This window comes from Bacillus sp. FSL K6-2861 (genome assembly GCF_038630725.1).
Taxonomy (GTDB): domain Bacteria; phylum Bacillota; class Bacilli; order Bacillales; family Bacillaceae; genus Bacillus; species Bacillus velezensis.
Genome location: NZ_CP152037.1, coordinates 2,975,378 through 2,990,642, shown reverse-complemented (window position 1 = coordinate 2,990,642; position 15,265 = coordinate 2,975,378). Strand labels below are relative to the sequence as shown.

19 protein-coding genes are annotated in these 15,265 nt (G+C 46.6%); 15 read left to right on the top strand and 4 right to left on the bottom strand.

Annotation, left to right across the window (positions count from 1 at the left end; genetic code table 11):
• The first annotated feature begins 51 nt into the window (after window positions 1–51).
• The 14 genes from sppA to NYE62_RS14675 all read left to right on the top strand — a co-directional run bounded on the left by sppA (window position 52) and on the right by NYE62_RS14675 (window position 12,608).
• The gene (gene sppA, locus NYE62_RS14740; protein ID WP_003152419.1) at window positions 52–1,059 is read left to right on the top strand and encodes a signal peptide peptidase SppA; all 1,008 of its coding nucleotides are present in this window, start codon (window positions 52–54) and stop codon (window positions 1,057–1,059) included.
• A gap of 13 nt (window positions 1,060–1,072) precedes the next feature.
• Window positions 1,073–1,564 (top strand): RDD family protein, encoded by a 492-nt coding sequence (locus NYE62_RS14735; protein WP_007408048.1) that lies wholly within the window; start codon window positions 1,073–1,075, stop codon window positions 1,562–1,564.
• Between the two features lie 77 nt (window positions 1,565–1,641).
• Complete coding sequence (locus NYE62_RS14730) at window positions 1,642–2,331, top strand: DUF2953 domain-containing protein (RefSeq protein ID WP_007408049.1); 690 nt, start codon at window positions 1,642–1,644, stop codon at window positions 2,329–2,331.
• A gap of 12 nt (window positions 2,332–2,343) precedes the next feature.
• Complete coding sequence (gene ytfJ / locus NYE62_RS14725) at window positions 2,344–2,784, top strand: GerW family sporulation protein (RefSeq protein ID WP_003152423.1); 441 nt, start codon at window positions 2,344–2,346, stop codon at window positions 2,782–2,784.
• A 115-nt stretch (window positions 2,785–2,899) separates the two neighbouring features.
• A complete protein-coding gene (gene tpx / locus NYE62_RS14720) occupies window positions 2,900–3,403 on the top strand; it encodes a thiol peroxidase (protein ID WP_007613091.1) in 504 nt (167 codons plus the stop codon).
• 61 nt (window positions 3,404–3,464) lie between these two features.
• On the top strand, window positions 3,465–4,451 hold the full coding sequence (locus NYE62_RS14715; RefSeq protein WP_007408051.1) for a class I SAM-dependent methyltransferase: 987 nt from the start codon (window positions 3,465–3,467) through the stop codon (window positions 4,449–4,451).
• A gap of 310 nt (window positions 4,452–4,761) precedes the next feature.
• Window positions 4,762–5,949: an acetate kinase gene (locus NYE62_RS14710; protein ID WP_007408053.1), complete on the top strand. Its 1,188-nt coding sequence runs from the start codon at window positions 4,762–4,764 to the stop codon at window positions 5,947–5,949.
• A gap of 100 nt (window positions 5,950–6,049) precedes the next feature.
• Window positions 6,050–6,562 carry a molybdenum cofactor biosynthesis protein B gene (locus NYE62_RS14705; protein ID WP_007408054.1) on the top strand — a complete coding sequence of 171 codons (513 nt, stop codon included), beginning with the start codon at window positions 6,050–6,052 and terminating at the stop codon, window positions 6,560–6,562.
• Window positions 6,563–6,714: 152 nt separating this feature from the next.
• Entirely contained in the window at window positions 6,715–7,926 is a 1,212-nt protein-coding gene (locus tag NYE62_RS14700) for an argininosuccinate synthase (protein ID WP_003152428.1), read from the top strand.
• The gene (gene argH, locus NYE62_RS14695; protein WP_039254221.1) at window positions 7,923–9,299 is read left to right on the top strand and encodes an argininosuccinate lyase; all 1,377 of its coding nucleotides are present in this window, start codon (window positions 7,923–7,925) and stop codon (window positions 9,297–9,299) included. The genes NYE62_RS14700 and argH overlap by 4 nt, the downstream gene beginning before the upstream one ends.
• Window positions 9,300–9,372: 73 nt before the next feature.
• Window positions 9,373–9,501: a hypothetical protein gene (locus tag NYE62_RS14690; RefSeq protein WP_003152430.1), complete on the top strand. Its 129-nt coding sequence runs from the start codon at window positions 9,373–9,375 to the stop codon at window positions 9,499–9,501.
• Between the two features lie 137 nt (window positions 9,502–9,638).
• Window positions 9,639–10,406: an SDR family oxidoreductase gene (locus NYE62_RS14685; RefSeq protein ID WP_003152431.1), complete on the top strand. Its 768-nt coding sequence runs from the start codon at window positions 9,639–9,641 to the stop codon at window positions 10,404–10,406.
• A 60-nt stretch (window positions 10,407–10,466) separates the two neighbouring features.
• Window positions 10,467–11,153 (top strand): metal-dependent hydrolase, encoded by a 687-nt coding sequence (locus NYE62_RS14680; protein ID WP_007408057.1) that lies wholly within the window; start codon window positions 10,467–10,469, stop codon window positions 11,151–11,153.
• 138 nt (window positions 11,154–11,291) lie between these two features.
• Complete coding sequence (locus NYE62_RS14675; protein WP_012118175.1) at window positions 11,292–12,608, top strand: CBS domain-containing protein; 1,317 nt, start codon at window positions 11,292–11,294, stop codon at window positions 12,606–12,608.
• Window positions 12,609–12,636: 28 nt separating this feature from the next.
• Here NYE62_RS14675 and NYE62_RS14670 read toward each other — a convergent pair whose 3' ends face one another.
• On the bottom strand, window positions 12,637–12,939 hold the full coding sequence (locus NYE62_RS14670; RefSeq protein ID WP_007408059.1) for a YtpI family protein: 303 nt from the start codon (window positions 12,937–12,939) through the stop codon (window positions 12,637–12,639).
• Between the two features lie 116 nt (window positions 12,940–13,055).
• Here NYE62_RS14670 and NYE62_RS14665 point away from each other — a divergent pair, with 116 nt between their 5' ends.
• The gene (locus NYE62_RS14665) at window positions 13,056–13,997 is read left to right on the top strand and encodes a bifunctional oligoribonuclease/PAP phosphatase NrnA (protein WP_003152435.1); all 942 of its coding nucleotides are present in this window, start codon (window positions 13,056–13,058) and stop codon (window positions 13,995–13,997) included.
• Between the two features lie 17 nt (window positions 13,998–14,014).
• Here NYE62_RS14665 and NYE62_RS14660 read toward each other — a convergent pair whose 3' ends face one another.
• From NYE62_RS14660 to NYE62_RS14650, 3 genes are all read right to left on the bottom strand, one after another.
• Complete coding sequence (locus NYE62_RS14660) at window positions 14,015–14,206, bottom strand: hypothetical protein (RefSeq protein ID WP_007408061.1); 192 nt, start codon at window positions 14,204–14,206, stop codon at window positions 14,015–14,017.
• Between the two features lie 105 nt (window positions 14,207–14,311).
• Window positions 14,312–14,815: a sporulation membrane protein YtrI gene (gene ytrI / locus NYE62_RS14655; RefSeq protein WP_007408062.1), complete on the bottom strand. Its 504-nt coding sequence runs from the start codon at window positions 14,813–14,815 to the stop codon at window positions 14,312–14,314.
• Window positions 14,812–15,153, bottom strand: coding sequence for a YtrH family sporulation protein (locus NYE62_RS14650; RefSeq protein ID WP_003152438.1), 342 nt, complete (start codon window positions 15,151–15,153; stop codon window positions 14,812–14,814). Before NYE62_RS14650 ends, ytrI begins: the two co-directional genes overlap by 4 nt.
• Window positions 15,154–15,265 lie beyond the last annotated feature (112 nt).

Here is a 15,265-nt window from a genome sequence, read left to right as displayed (position 1 = left end):
TCTTTTTTTACGGGGGAACGTACGAATATTGACAGAAAAGGAGGAGAACAAATGAATGCAAAAAGATGGATTGCGCTCGTCATCGCGCTCGGCATTTTCGGCGTATCAGTCATTGCAAGTGTGACCGTCGGGGTGCTGAAGAATATCGGGGATACAGGGTCTGACTTTGCATCACTGACAGATGACACAGAGGAAGTGACGCTGGATAAGGGCAGCCCCGGCAGTAAAATCGCCGTGCTTGAAGTGGACGGCACGATTGAGGATAACGGCGGGTCCGCTGGCCTGCTCAGCTCAGGCGGGTATGATCACAGATCATTTTTAAAACAGGTTGAGCGTGCGAAAGAAGACAAAAGCGTCAAAGGAATTGTGCTGAAAATCAATTCCCCCGGCGGAGGCGTGTACGAAAGCGCGGAAATACATAAAAAACTGGAAGAACTAAAGAAAGAAACGAAGAAACCGATTTATGTATCCATGGGCTCCATGGCGGCATCGGGAGGCTACTATATTTCAACGGCCGCCGATAAAATCTATGCTTCACCGGAAACGCTCACGGGTTCACTGGGCGTCATCATGGAAAGCGTCAATTATTCCAAGCTCGCCGATGAACTCGGCATCAAGTTTGAAACCATTAAAAGCGGCGCGCATAAAGACATCATGTCCCCGACCCGCGACATGACGAAGGAAGAAAGAAAGATCATGCAGACAATGGTCAACGATTCTTATGAAGGATTTGTCAATGTCATTTCAAAAGGCCGGCACATGTCAAAAGCGGATGTGAAAAAAATTGCCGACGGCCGTGTTTACGACGGCAGACAAGCGAAAAAAATCGGCCTCGTTGATGAGCTCGGTTTTTACGATGATACGATCAGCGCGATGAAAAAGGACCATAAAAATATGAAAAACGCTTCAGTCATCACATACGAGGAAGGATTCGGATTAGGCTCGCTCTTTTCCATGAGCGCAGCGAAAATGTTTAAAAGCGAAATTGATTTTCTGAATATGAAAGAACTCATTTCGCAATCCGGTTCGCCGCGGATGATGTATCTCTATGCAAAGTAGGGGGGAAGAAAGAATGGACGCGACTTACGAAGGCTTTCACGGCAAAGAAGAGGAAGCCGAACAACAGAGGGCGCCCGAGCAGGCATATGCGGGCTTTTGGATCAGGTTTTGGGCGTTTCTTCTTGATTGGCTGGTGGTCTGGGGACTTAACCATCTCATCGTTTCACCGATTTTCACGCTGATGAAGCTCCCGGCAACAAGCGGAATGTTTACAATCTCAGCTTATTCCGTCACAACCCTGATCGTCTACCTCGCCTATTTTGTGTTCATGACGAAATGGTTTCATCAGACACTCGGCAAGATGGTCTTCGGGTTAAAGGTCACTTCTTTGACGCCCGGAAAGCCGCTGACTTGGAGCACCGTCATTTTCAGAGAAGCGGTGGGGCGTTATATCGATAAAATCTGGATTCTCTATATCGTCATTGCGTTTACGCCCAAAAAGCAGGGCATTCATGATCTGATCGCCGACACAACGGTAATTCACGAAGCGCTGTACCGCAAATAAAAGCAGTAAACCCGGAATAAACGTCCGGGTTTATTTTTTTTGGTTTTGGCGATAATGCTGCTAAGGAAGTGAAGCTTATGGGATATGCCGCAGCAGCTGTTATTCTCATTCTCATTTTGGCCTGGCTGCTCATGAGGATGAAAATCCATCTGACTTTCGAATATCTTCACGATAAAGATAACGACAAACTGACGTTTAAAATCTCGGCCTTATACGGGCTGATCCGTATTAAAAAAACGCTGCCCGTCATTAAAGTAAACAGCGAAGACGCGTCAATTGATGTCAAACAGGACACAAAATCAGAAATGAAAGGTCAGAAAAAAGAGAAGAAAAAAATCACATATGAAGATGTCAAACAGAGCATTCACAGAATAGAAATGATTCTGCACCAAGTCTTTCAGATGCGCCAAATCGCCGCTTCATTTCTTGCGGGAGTCCGTGTTACGAAGTTCGAATGGGTGACGGTTATCGGAATAAAGGACGCCGCCGTTACGGGAATCGCCGCCGGCGGATTGTGGGCCGTAAAGGGAGGCCTGACGGCGATGCTGTATGATCATCTGCGTTTCATACATAAACCGGTGTGCGAAGTCATTCCGTCTTTTCAAGTGCCTGCATCCAAGACGCATTTGCAGTGTATATTCTTTTTTCGTTTTGGACATCTTATAGGTGCAGCTTTCAAATTGCTCAAATACGGGCGGAACGGACTTTCTATCATACGAAAGAAACAGCCGGTTCCGGTTGCTTCAAAGAATGATTCATCAGTTTAAGGAGGAGCGCATATGGCAGACCATCCCATTCAAGGTTTAATGAAAACCGCTATGGAAAATTTAAAAGAAATGATTGACGTGAATACAATCATCGGCGATCCTGTTGAAACGCCTGACGGCAGCGTAATCTTAACGGTTTCAAAGGTCGGCTTCGGATTTGCGGCGGGCGGAAGCGAGTTTGGAGGAAAGCCGGCTGAAAAAAGAACCGATGATGATGAAAGAAAAGAGCAGAAGCTCCCGTTCGGCGGCGGAAGCGGCGGCGGAGTATCCATTACGCCGATTGCGTTTCTGATTGTCGGAACAAACGGCGTGCGTATGCTTCATTTAGACGAAAACACCCACCTGATTGATAAACTGTTAGATTCCGCGCCTCAAACGATTGAACGCATCCAGCATATGTTTAAAAAGAATGAAAAAGGCCGGAACCAAAAAAGAACGGATATCGATTTATAACAGAAAAGTTAACTGCCGCCCGCAGTTAGCTTTTTTTACGATGCGGCATAACCTTTGCAGTTTGCATAAAACTCGACTATGATAGAGCTATACATAGATAAAGGGAGGAATCAGAATGGCTGAAATTACATTTAAAGGCGGAGCCGTGACGCTGATCGGACAAGAAGTGAAACCGGGGGACCAAGCTCCTGACTTCACGGTTCTGACAAACGGATTAGAAGAGAAGACATTAGCAGATATGAAAGGGAAAGTAACGATCATATCCGTTATTCCTTCCATTGACACAGGCGTATGTGACGCGCAGACACGCCGCTTCAACGAAGAAGCCGCAAAGCTCGGTGATGTGAACGTTTATACAATCAGCGCCGACCTTCCGTTTGCACAAGCGCGCTGGTGCGGAGCGAACGGAATTGATAAAGTTGAAACATTATCGGATCATAAAGAGATGTCATTTGGTGAAGCATTCGGTGTTCACATCAAAGAACTTCGTCTTTTGGCACGTTCCGTATTTGTCCTTGATCAGGACGGAAAAGTCGTTTACGCGGAATACGTAAGCGAAGCGACAAACCACCCGAATTATGAAAAGCCTATCGAAGCTGCAAAAGCGTTAATCAAGTAAAGAGAGAAAAAGAGCTCCGGGTGCTGCCGCGGAGCTCTTTTCATGGCAAGGAGGAAACAGCATGCAACACGACCATGTCGGTCAGATTTATGAACTTTTAGATGAAGCCGCCCAAGTGATAGCAGAAGGCCTTCAGATTTCTTATATTGAGGGGCTTGCGGAAGCGGGAGAAATGTATTTTCTTGAAAAGGCCGACCAGCTTCCGCTTCAGGAAAAGCAAACCGGCGAGCTTAACAGCCTGCTTGCGAAAGCAGACTTCAGAAAATGGGAGCATGAATGGATCCGCAAGGCGTTCCAGCTCGCCATTTTAAAAGGGCTGAAAGATAAGTCCCATCCGAACAGACAGATGACGCCTGATACGATCGGCATTTTCATCAGTTACCTCGTGAATAAATTTACGGGCGGCCGAAAAGGCCTGACATTGCTGGACCCCGCCTGCGGCACCGGAAATCTTCTGCTGACCGCGGCAAACCAGCTTTCTGACAAAGCGGCAAAAAGCTTCGGCATTGAAATCGACGATGTCCTTCTGAAGATCGCTTATGCTCAGGCGAATCTGCAGGAAAAAGAAATGGAGCTGTTCTGCCAGGACAGTCTTCAGCCGTTATTTATCGAACCGGCCGATGCGGTCATCTGCGATTTGCCGGTCGGCTACTATCCGAATGACGAAGGCGCTGAAGCGTTTGAGCTGAAAGCGGATGAAGGCCACTCTTTTGCTCACCACTTATTTATTGAGCAGAGCGTCAAACATACAAAACCGGGCGGATACTTATTTTTTATGATTCCGAACCATCTGTTTGACAGCGCGCAAAGCGATAAACTGAAGCGGTTTTTTGCGGAAAAAGTGTATATCAACGCCCTTCTTCAGCTGCCGGCTACTATGTTTAAAGACGAAGCGCAGGCAAAGAGCATTTTAATCTTGCAGAAAAAAGGCGAAGACGCAAAGCCGCCGAAACAAGCGCTTTTGGCGAATCTTCCTTCCTTTGCGAACCAGCAGGCGATGCGGGAAATGACGGCAAAATTGGATCAATGGATTCAAAAAGAAAAATAATGGCGAAGAAGCAGTGTGAGATGCAAAATCCCGCACTGCTTTTGCTTTTTAAAATGAATGGAAATCAGGACGATAACACAAATTAAGGAAAGAAAATAACATTCCGTAAGGCCGTGCTGTCCATTTGGCACAAATAAAATTTATCAGAAAATATCGACTTCATATTGTAAGCGGTACCAATGTGGATGTTGACTTGAAATGCTGAGTTGACAATGTTTAAATGGAAAAGTCAGATATTTTTTGGACTGCAATTATGGTCTGGGAAAAAAGAACGAACAAACGAAGAAGAATTTTGATAGGAGCGTCATTTATGTCTAAAATTATTGCAATTAACGCAGGAAGCTCATCTTTAAAATTTCAGTTATTCGAAATGCCTTCAGAAAAGGTGCTAACAAAAGGTTTAGTAGAACGGATCGGTATCGCCGACAGCGTTTTCACAATCTCTGTTAACGGCGAAAAAAATACAGAAGTGACAGATATTCCGGATCATGCGGTTGCGGTGAAGATGCTGCTTCACAAGCTGACTGAATTCGGTATTATAAAGGATTTAAATGAAATTGACGGAATCGGCCACCGTGTGGTTCACGGCGGAGAAAAATTCAGCGATTCTGTTTTGCTTACGGATGAAACAATCCGTGAGATTGAAGAGATTTCAGAACTAGCGCCGCTTCACAACCCGGCTAACATCGTCGGCATTAAAGCCTTTAAAGAAGTGCTTCCGAATGTGCCTGCGGTTGCAGTGTTTGATACGGCGTTCCACCAAACGATGCCTGAACAATCTTACCTGTACAGCCTACCGTACGAATACTACGAGAAATACGGCATTCGCAAATACGGTTTCCACGGCACTTCTCATAAATACGTGACACAGCGCGCAGCTGAGCTTCTCGGCCGCCCGCTTGAAGATTTGCGTCTGATTTCCTGCCACCTTGGTAACGGCGCAAGTATCGCGGCGGTAGAAGGCGGAAAATCCATTGATACGTCAATGGGCTTCACACCGCTTGCGGGTGTTGCGATGGGAACACGTTCAGGAAACATCGACCCTGCATTGATTCCGTACATTATGGAAAAAACGGATCAGACGGCAGATGAAGTATTAAATACGTTAAATAAAAAGAGCGGACTGCTTGGCGTATCCGGTTTCTCCAGCGACCTTCGCGATATCGTAGAAGCTTCAAAAGAAGGAAACGAAAGAGCGGAAACGGCTCTTGAAGTGTTTGCAAGCAGAATCCATAAATATATCGGTTCTTACGCTGCGAGAATGAGCGGCGTTGACGCGATTATTTTCACTGCGGGTATCGGTGAAAACAGCGTTGAAGTCAGAGAACGCGTGCTTCGCGGCTTAGAATTCATGGGTGTATATTGGGATCCTGCGCTGAACAACGTGCGCGGCGAGGAAGCGTTTATCAGCTACCCTCACTCTCCTGTCAAAGTCATGATCATTCCGACTGACGAAGAGGTCATGATTGCACGCGACGTTGTCCGCCTTGCACAGTAATGATCAAAAAAAGCACATCCTTTTAGGGTGTGCTTTTTTATTGAATGCCCCAGGATCAAACGTTACGATATGTTTAATACATAAACGATGAGGTGAAGCAATGAGTGTGCATGAACATAAACAAGAAGCCCCGTCAGCCGTGCGCTGCAAGGTGATTACAGTCAGCGACACGAGAACGAAAGAAACCGACAAAAGCGGGCGCGTCATGATGGACTTCCTCAGGGAAGCGGGATTTGAAACGGTCGCTTATGACATTGTTAAAGATGAAAAAGATGAATTGCAGAAAGCCGTTTTATCCGGCTGTATGGATGAATATACAGATGCGGTGCTGTTAAACGGAGGGACGGGCATTGCCGAAAGGGATGTCACAATTGAAGCGGTCACGCCGCTGTTTTCAAAAGAACTCCCGGGATTCGGCGAGCTGTTCCGCATGCTGAGTTATACGGAGGACATCGGTTCCGCGGCCATTTTGTCCAGAGCGGCAGCGGGTGTGATCCAAAATACCGCAGTCTTCTGCACGCCCGGCTCCTCAGGCGCCGTAAAGCTTGCAATGAGTAAACTGATTATTCCTGAACTGCCCCATGTGCTTCGGGAAATCCGAAAAGATTTATAAATGTATAAAAAGGCTCTGCTCCGCTCAAAAAATTGGGTGGGGTTTTTTTTATAAAAGGCTTGAAAAAACAGAATTTACTTGTTACAGTGTATACATACAAAATGCATTTTTATTAATTAAAACTAATTTTTATACAAAAGGGAGCTTTTAACATGGCAGAACAAAAAAAGGTTGTATTGGCATACTCAGGAGGTCTTGATACTTCTGTAGCGATAAAATGGCTGCAAGAACAGGGATACGATGTTGTTGCCTGCTGCTTAGACGTAGGTGAAGGAAAGGATTTGGCATTCGTTCAGCAAAAAGCGCTGGAAGTAGGCGCCGTAAATTCCTATGTGATTGATGCGAAAGAAGAATTCGCCCGGGAGTACGCGCTCATTTCTATGCAGGCCCATACAATGTATGAAGGCAAGTATCCGCTCGTATCTGCATTATCTCGTCCGTTAATCGCGAAAAAACTCGTTGAAGTCGCGGAAAAGGAAAACGCGGTGGCCGTAGCGCACGGCTGCACGGGAAAAGGCAACGATCAGGTGCGTTTCGAAGTATCCATTAAATCATTAAATCCTGATCTGGAGGTCATTGCTCCGGTCCGTGAGTGGCAATGGTCGCGTGAAGAAGAAATTGAATACGCCGCAAGCCGCGGCATTCCGATTCCGATCAATCTTGACAGCCCGTATTCCATCGACCAGAACCTATGGGGACGCGCCAATGAATGCGGTATATTAGAAGACCCGTGGGCGGCGCCGCCTGAAGGGGCATATGACCTGACAGCATCTCTTGAAAACACGCCGGACGTTCCGGAAATCATCGAAATCGCATTTGAAGCTGGTGTTCCGGTTTCAATCGACGGCGTAACCTACCCGCTCGCTGATTTAATTCTCAAGCTGAACGAGACTGCCGGAAAACACGGCATCGGCCGGATTGACCATGTGGAAAACCGCCTGGTCGGCATTAAGTCCCGTGAAGTTTATGAGTGCCCGGGCGCCATGACTTTGATTACGGCTCACAAAGAGCTTGAGGATCTGACATTAGTAAAAGAAGTGGCCCATTTCAAACCGGCAATCGAACAAAAACTGTCTGAAATCATCTATAACGGTTTATGGTTCTCGCCGTTAAAAGACGCGCTGCTTGCATTCCTGAAAGAAACCCAAAAACACGTCACCGGCGTCGTGCGCGTCAAGCTGTTTAAAGGCCATGCCATTGTAGAAGGGCGTAAGTCGGAATATTCTCTCTACGATGAAAAACTTGCGACATATACAAAAGACGATGCTTTTGACCATCACGCGGCAATCGGTTTCATTGAGCTTTGGGGGCTGCCGACAAAAGTAAACAGCATTGTGAAAAAGAAGGAGCAGATTGAAGCATGAAGAAGCTTTGGGGAGGCCGTTTTCAAAAAACACCGGAAAAGTGGGTCGATGAGTTCGGCGCATCCATCACATTCGACCAAAACTTAGTCAAAGAGGATATTACAGGGTCTCTCGCTCATGCGGCAATGCTGAAAAAATGCGGCATTCTGACGGAAGAAGAAGAAGGCGCCATCCGACAGGGGCTGCAGACCCTCCTGCAAAAAGCAGATGAAGGAACGCTTGAATTCTCTGTTGATTATGAAGATATCCATTTGAATATTGAAAAAATGCTGATCGAAGAAATCGGACCGCTAGGCGGCAAGCTCCATACCGGCAGAAGCCGGAATGACCAGGTGGCGACCGACATGCATTTGTATTTGAAAGATCATGTCTCACATATCATCGTGCTGATTGAACAGTTCCAAAAAGCGCTGATCGAAAAAGCGGAGGCCAATGTCGAGACCATTCTGCCGGGGTACACCCATTTGCAGCGGGCTCAGCCGATTTCTTTCGCCCACCATCTGCTTGCTTATTTTTGGATGCTTGAACGTGATAAAGAGCGTTTTCGCGATGCTATGAAGCGGATTAACATATCGCCGCTCGGATGCGGGGCGCTTGCCGGAACCACGTTTCCGATAGACCGTAACTATTCGGCGGAGCTGCTCGGTTTTGACTCCATTTATGAGAACAGTCTTGACGGAGTCAGTGACAGAGATTTTATTCTCGAGTTTTTAAGCGGCAGCAGCATGCTGATGATGCACCTTTCGCGTTTATCAGAAGAAATCATTCTATGGTGCTCGCAGGAATTCAGATTCATTGAACTGGATGATACGTATGCGACGGGAAGCAGCATGATGCCGCAGAAGAAAAACCCCGACATGGCGGAGCTGATCCGCGGTAAAACCGGACGCGTATACGGTGATATGATGGGGCTTTTCACGATTATGAAAGGGCTCCCGCTCGCTTACAACAAAGACCTGCAGGAAGATAAAGAAGGCATGTTTGACACGGTGAAAACCGTTGAAGGAAGCCTTCAGATTTTCACGGGCATGATTGAAACGATGAAAGTAAACAAAGACATCATGAAACAAGCGACAAAACAAGATTTTTCAAACGCGACGGAACTGGCCGATTATTTAGCTAAAAAAGGCATGCCGTTCAGAGAAGCGCATGAAGTGGTCGGCAAGCTTGTGTACAGCTGCATTGAAAAAGGAATCTATTTAAGTGATATGGCATTTGAAGAATTCCTTCAAGCCAGCAGTCTCTTTGAAGAAGACATCTATACCGTGCTCGATCCGCATCATGCGGTTGAAAAAAGAATGAGCGCCGGCGGAACGGGTTTTCAGCAGGTAGAACAGGCGCTCGTAAAAGCAAAAGCCTGCGCCGGCATTTAATTTGCTGAAATTTCCTTCATATTTTCCCATCATATCAGACACCCTACATCTATAAAGATGGGAGGTAGAAGGAATGCGCAAAGAACAAGACCGTTACATCTATGATGAAAAAGAAAGTGAAGAAACGGCCAGGCTCATCTCAGAGGCATACCAAAGCGGTTATGTCGGCATGGAGGAAGCCTCTGCTCCTTCAGAAAATTAAGCTGTCTGTAAAGACGGCTTTTTTTTCGTGCGGACGAAGTGCAAAAAAGTGATATTGCCGTTTGTTTATAGTAAAGTAGAGGGAGAAACGTCTTGATTTTATTGAAGCGGCAACGTTGCCTGGGGAGGGTATTCAATGTGCGACATGCTCTAATCACTGCCGGTACAAAGGGATTGGGCCGAAAAGTGACTGAAATGCTTCTGGAAAAAGGCTTTTCTGTCACGGTGAATTACAGACAAGACGAAGAAGCGGTCGCCTGTCTGAAGGCGGATTATCCCGGGTGCCATGACAGATTGCAATTCGTTAAGGGCGATGTAACCCGGAAAGAAGATCTCATGCGGATCGCCGATGCAGCCCTTCAGCGGTTTGGAAGGATTGACATACTGATTAACAATGCCGGACCGTACATATTTGAGCGCAAAAAGCTTGCCGATTATTCCGATGACGAATGGTATGGCATGCTTGAAGGGAATTTAAGCGCCGTTTTCCATCTGTTTAAAGCGGTTATCCCGGTCATGAGACAGCAGCGGTTCGGCCGGATTATTACATACGGTTTTCAAGGAGCGGACCATGCCCCCGGCTGGCTTCACCGTTCCGCTTTCGGAGCGGCTAAAGTCGGATTGGCTTCGTTAACGAAAACCATTGCGATTGAAGAAGCTGAATCAGGCATTACGGCCAATATGGTCTGCCCGGGTGATATTGTAGGAGATATGAAAGAAGCGTCTATAGAGGAAGCAAGACGGAAAATCGGCAAAGAAAAGACGCCGATCGGCAGGTCCGGAACCGGAGAGGACATTGCGAGAATCATCGCCTTTTTATGTGAAGAAGATTCCGATCTTGTAACCGGAACGGTCATTGAAGCAACAGGCGGGCTGAATGTGATTAACAGGCATCAATCCCTATAAGTTTTTTCGTTTGTCAAAAAGGGAACTTGATAAATATTAATTTTTTATGAGGTGAAAACGATGAAAGTGACTTATCACGGACATTCTGTCATTCAAGTGGAAACGAAAACCCATAACATTATTTTTGATCCGTTTCTGACCGGAAACAGTCTGACAAATTTGAAACCGGAAGAAGTGAAAGCGGATGTCATCCTGCTTACTCACGGACACAATGACCATGTCGGAGATACAGAGCAGATCGCTAAACAAAACGATGCGCTCGTCATTGCGCCGAATGAGCTGGCTGTTTATCTCGGCTTTAAAGGTTTAAAGGTCCACCCGATGCATATCGGCGGGGCGCGCCAATTTGATTTCGGTAAAGTGAAACTGACACAGGCATTCCACGGATCGGCGGTCACTGATGAAGAAAACAAAACCATTACGTACACGGGGATGCCGGCCGGGATTTTATTGACGATTGACGGCAAAACGATTTTCCACGCCGGGGACACGGCGCTGTTCTCAGATATGAAACTGATCGGGGAACTGAATCACATTGACCTGGCGTTTCTGCCGATCGGTGATAACTTTACCATGGGCCCTGAAGATGCGAAACTCGCGGCTGAATGGCTGAGAGCGAAACAGGTCGTTCCCGTTCATTACAATACATTTCCTGTCATTGAACAGGACCCTGACGCTTTCGCCGAAAGTCTGCCCGGAGGCGTCGGCAAAGTCATGGCGGTCGGCGAGACCATTGAGCTTGCCTGACATATGTGTCAAAGACCTTCTGAATCAAGCATTCAGAAGGTCTTTTTGTGATGCCGCCTTTTTTCGGGCGTCTCATTGCGAATGAATCCCCCGTACCCTTATAATAAAAGCAGAAGACTGTCCTTAGAGGTGAAACGCTTGGCAACAAAGCATGAACAAATCCTATCATACATAGATTCGCTTCCTGTCGGTGAAAAAATTTCGGTCAGAAGAATTGCGAAAGAAATGAAAGTCAGTGAAGGAACGGCTTACAGAGCCATTAAGGAAGCCGAAAACAAAGGATTCGTTTCCACTATTGAACGTGTGGGGACCATCCGGATTGAACAGAAGAAAAAAGAAAATATTGAAAAGCTGACATACGCCGAGGTCGTCAATGTGATAGACGGCCAGGTGCTCGGCGGAAAAGCCGGTCTGCATAAAACGTTGAATAAGTTTGTGATCGGCGCGATGGAGCTTGACGCGATGATGCGTTATACGGCGGCGGGGAACCTGTTAATCGTCGGGAACCGAATCAACGCCCACCGCCAGGCGCTTGAAGCGGGCGCGGCTGTTTTGGTAACGGGAGGGTTTAATACCGACGACAGCATTATCGAGCTGGCCGATATGCTTGAGCTTCCGATTCTCTCCACGAGCTACGATACCTTTACGGTAGCCGCGATGATCAACCGGGCGATCTATGATCAGCTCATAAAAAAAGAGATTGTGCTCGTGGAAGACATTTTGACGCCCGCAGATCGGACAGTGACGCTGTCCCCTAAGGATAAGCTGGAGAAATGGTACGAAAAAAACTATGAAACCGGACACGGCCGCTTCCCGGTGATCGATCAGCAGATGAAAATCCACGGAATCCTTACATCGAAAGATATCGCGGGGCATGACCGGTCAGTTCCGATTGAAAAAGTAATGACCAAAAACCCTGTCACGGTGATCGGGAAAACATCTGTCGCCTCAGCGGCTCAAATGATGGTTTGGGAAGGAATTGAAGTGCTTCCGGTGACAGACGGGCATCACAAACTGATCGGAATGATCAGCCGCCAGGATGTCTTAAAAGCGCTTCAAATGGTTCAAAAGCAGCCTCAGGTCGGGGAAAAGCTGGATGATATTGTTTCAAGGGGATTTAAAGAAGACGAAGATGACAAAACGCCGGCCGTTTATCAATATGAAGTCACGCCGCAAATGACCAATCAGCTCGGCACGATTTCTTACGGGGTGTTTACGACGATTTTAACCCAGGCCGCCAGCCGATTTTTACGTTCCCGTAAACGCGGCGAGCTGGTCATTGAAAGCATTACGATTTTCTTCCTGAAGCCCGTACAGATGGAGTCGGTCATTGAAGTGAAACCGCGCATTTTAGAGGCGGGCCGGAAATTCGGGAAAATGGAAGTGGAAGTGTCAAGCCAAAGCGGCATCGTTTCAAAAGCGATGCTCATGGTGCAGCTGATGGAGAGAAGTTAAGGGACGCACCCGGGTCCCTTGGCATTCATTATGCGTGGTCCCTCTCCGCTTCCTTTGCATGGATGGGCTCATAATGCTTATAGGCTTTATACCCGGCCCATGCGCTGCCTGCTCCGATTAAAATGAAGACGCCGCCGATGACCAGGGTCAGGACGGAGTGAAACAGAATCATTTGGTTTACTCCGTACAAAAACACCAGCGCGCCTAATGCCATACTTGATTTAGCCGAAAAACATTCCTTCTCCAGCGCCCGTTTCGTCTGGATTCCTTTTACTTTGTAATACACGTAAAAGCAGGCAGAAAGCCCGATGAGAAAAACAAAAACCAGCATAAATGAAATCCTCCATTATATGAGTTTGCAAAACCGTTTATACCGTTGCTGAAAGATTTTCCTTTTCCATGGATAAAGAGTATGATTAAATGAATAAAAACGAAAAGGAGAAAGCGATGAAATCCGAACTGATCAGAACCATATCATTATATGACACCATTATCTTACATAGACATGTGAGGCCTGACCCGGACGCCTACGGTTCACAGTGCGGCCTTACGGAAATCCTGCGGGAAACGTATCCCGAAAAAAATATTTTTGCCGTCGGACAGCCTGAGCCGTCCTTGTCTTTTTTATATTCCCTCGATGAGGTGGATGACGAAACCTATAAAGATGCTCTTGTCATCGTGTGCGACACCGCAAACCAAGGCAGGGTCGACGATCAGCGCTACCATTCCGGCGCAAAGCTCATGAAAATAGACCACCATCCAAATGAAGATCCGTATGGCGATCTGTTATGGGTCGATACGAATGCAAGCTCCGTAAGCGAAATGATCTATGAGCTGTACCTGGAAGGAAAGCAGCACGGCTGGAAACTGAATACGAAAGCAGCTGAGCTGATCTACGCGGGTATCGTCGGTGATACGGGGCGCTTCTTATTCCCGAACACCACAAAAAAGACATTAAAATACGCGGGAGAGCTCATTGAGTTCCCATTTTCATCGTCAGAGCTGTTCAATCAATTGTATGAAACAAAATTAAATGTGGTGAAGCTTAACGGCTTTATTTATCAAAATGTGTCACTGTCTGAAAACGGCGTCGCTTCCGTGTTCATTAAAAAAGACATTTTGGAGACATATGGAACCACCGCTTCTGAAGCGTCGCAGCTTGTCGGAACACTCGGAAATATTTCGGGTATCCGCGCTTGGGTGTTTTTCGTAGAAGAAGACGATCAAATCAGAGTCCGGTTCCGTTCAAAAGGTCCGGTCATCAACGGAATTGCCCGGAAATACAATGGCGGCGGACATCCGCTTGCGGCCGGCGCATCCATCTTCAGCTGGGATGAAACCGATCAGATTCTTGCTGATCTGGAAGAGGTATGTAACGAACACAAGTAGAGGGGAGACCCTCTTTCTTAGTGTTCATCTGTCACGGGGATGAACCAGCAGCCGAAATCAGTCAGGTCTTCGTAGACGCGGAGATTACAGATTTGGAGTTCTTTTTTTATGAGGGAAGCGAGTGTGTCTGTTTCTGCATATGCGGAATAGCCTTGTCTGATTCGGGCTGCATGATCTTTTGCCAAGCGTCGTTCACTAAAAACCTCCATTTTCCCTTCCTCCCTTCAGAATCATTGAAAATGTCTCATCTACAGTTTATAAAAAAGCGGAGAAAAAAGCGACAGATCTATGGAAAATTTTTAAAAATGACATAATTACGTCGCAAAAGAAATATGAATTTCGACAGACAATCTCGTATAAATCGTCAGTTCCTTTACTTCAGCTTTAAATTCCTTCTCATTTATGGTGTATATTTTGTTTTCGATCGTCCGTTTTAAAAGCTCCTTTGTTTTATACACGCTTTCAATATCTTTTGTGATGACTTCAGAAATATTATCTTTCACTTGTTCCTCAAATTTCATCTTGTCAGGCTGGGCGATTCTGTATTTTTCCCCATTGATCAGCTTCACATCAACACTTTGGATGAGAAGTCTTTGCTTATTATCCTCATTTAATTTATGAAGATCCTTCTGATAGATGGAGATTTGGTTTTTTAAATCCCGCGCGTGCTCACGCTGCTTTTCAATTAACGTCACTTGTTCTTCCTGAAACGTTCCGTATGTAAACAGAAAGAACAGCCAGCTGACGATAGCTCCGCACATCATTCCCGCGAAAAAACGCTGCCATCCCGGTTTTTTATAATACTCGGGAATTCTCATGATGACATATTCTCCTGGGTCAGCCATGAAATGATCAGCCAGCCGGTCTGCGCGCCGCCCATTGCTGAAATAATTAAAAGAAGCTGTTTGAAGATGTCGCGCGTGTTGCCTTCGAACAGCCCCCGCTCGAAACTGTATACCGCGTCAAATGTTCCCCCGATGGCCGCGACAAGCGCCCAGATCTTCAGCCTGTTCGCCAATTTTGTGATCGCCGTCAGCGGAGGCTCGCCTGATAAATAAGCTCCGAGGCCGCCGATCAGCGCGCCGCCGAGCAACACACCGAGGGCGATAAAATAACTGCTGATGAAATTCGCCATAAATCCGGCTTCCTGATCCATATATACACCACCTCACTTTTCTATCATATTGAGCGAAACGGACAAGTATGATGATGAGTCAAAAAAGAACATTTGTTTCTTAAGAAAACCCGTCTTATAATGTAGAAAGGCA

Coding starts and splice junctions, on each gene's coding strand:
- sppA (WP_003152419.1), top strand. CDS start 52: ATGAATGCAAAAAGATGGATTGCGCTCGTCATCGCGCTCGGCATTTTC.
- NYE62_RS14735 (WP_007408048.1), top strand. CDS start 1,073: ATGGACGCGACTTACGAAGGCTTTCACGGCAAAGAAGAGGAAGCCGAA.
- NYE62_RS14730 (WP_007408049.1), top strand. CDS start 1,642: ATGGGATATGCCGCAGCAGCTGTTATTCTCATTCTCATTTTGGCCTGG.
- ytfJ (WP_003152423.1), top strand. CDS start 2,344: ATGGCAGACCATCCCATTCAAGGTTTAATGAAAACCGCTATGGAAAAT.
- tpx (WP_007613091.1), top strand. CDS start 2,900: ATGGCTGAAATTACATTTAAAGGCGGAGCCGTGACGCTGATCGGACAA.
- NYE62_RS14715 (WP_007408051.1), top strand. CDS start 3,465: ATGCAACACGACCATGTCGGTCAGATTTATGAACTTTTAGATGAAGCC.
- NYE62_RS14710 (WP_007408053.1), top strand. CDS start 4,762: ATGTCTAAAATTATTGCAATTAACGCAGGAAGCTCATCTTTAAAATTT.
- NYE62_RS14705 (WP_007408054.1), top strand. CDS start 6,050: ATGAGTGTGCATGAACATAAACAAGAAGCCCCGTCAGCCGTGCGCTGC.
- NYE62_RS14700 (WP_003152428.1), top strand. CDS start 6,715: ATGGCAGAACAAAAAAAGGTTGTATTGGCATACTCAGGAGGTCTTGAT.
- argH (WP_039254221.1), top strand. CDS start 7,923: ATGAAGAAGCTTTGGGGAGGCCGTTTTCAAAAAACACCGGAAAAGTGG.
- NYE62_RS14690 (WP_003152430.1), top strand. CDS start 9,373: ATGCGCAAAGAACAAGACCGTTACATCTATGATGAAAAAGAAAGTGAA.
- NYE62_RS14680 (WP_007408057.1), top strand. CDS start 10,467: ATGAAAGTGACTTATCACGGACATTCTGTCATTCAAGTGGAAACGAAA.
- NYE62_RS14670 (WP_007408059.1), bottom strand. CDS start 12,939: ATGCTGGTTTTTGTTTTTCTCATCGGGCTTTCTGCCTGCTTTTACGTG.
- NYE62_RS14665 (WP_003152435.1), top strand. CDS start 13,056: ATGAAATCCGAACTGATCAGAACCATATCATTATATGACACCATTATC.
- NYE62_RS14660 (WP_007408061.1), bottom strand. CDS start 14,206: ATGGAGGTTTTTAGTGAACGACGCTTGGCAAAAGATCATGCAGCCCGA.
- ytrI (WP_007408062.1), bottom strand. CDS start 14,815: ATGAGAATTCCCGAGTATTATAAAAAACCGGGATGGCAGCGTTTTTTC.
- NYE62_RS14650 (WP_003152438.1), bottom strand. CDS start 15,153: ATGGATCAGGAAGCCGGATTTATGGCGAATTTCATCAGCAGTTATTTT.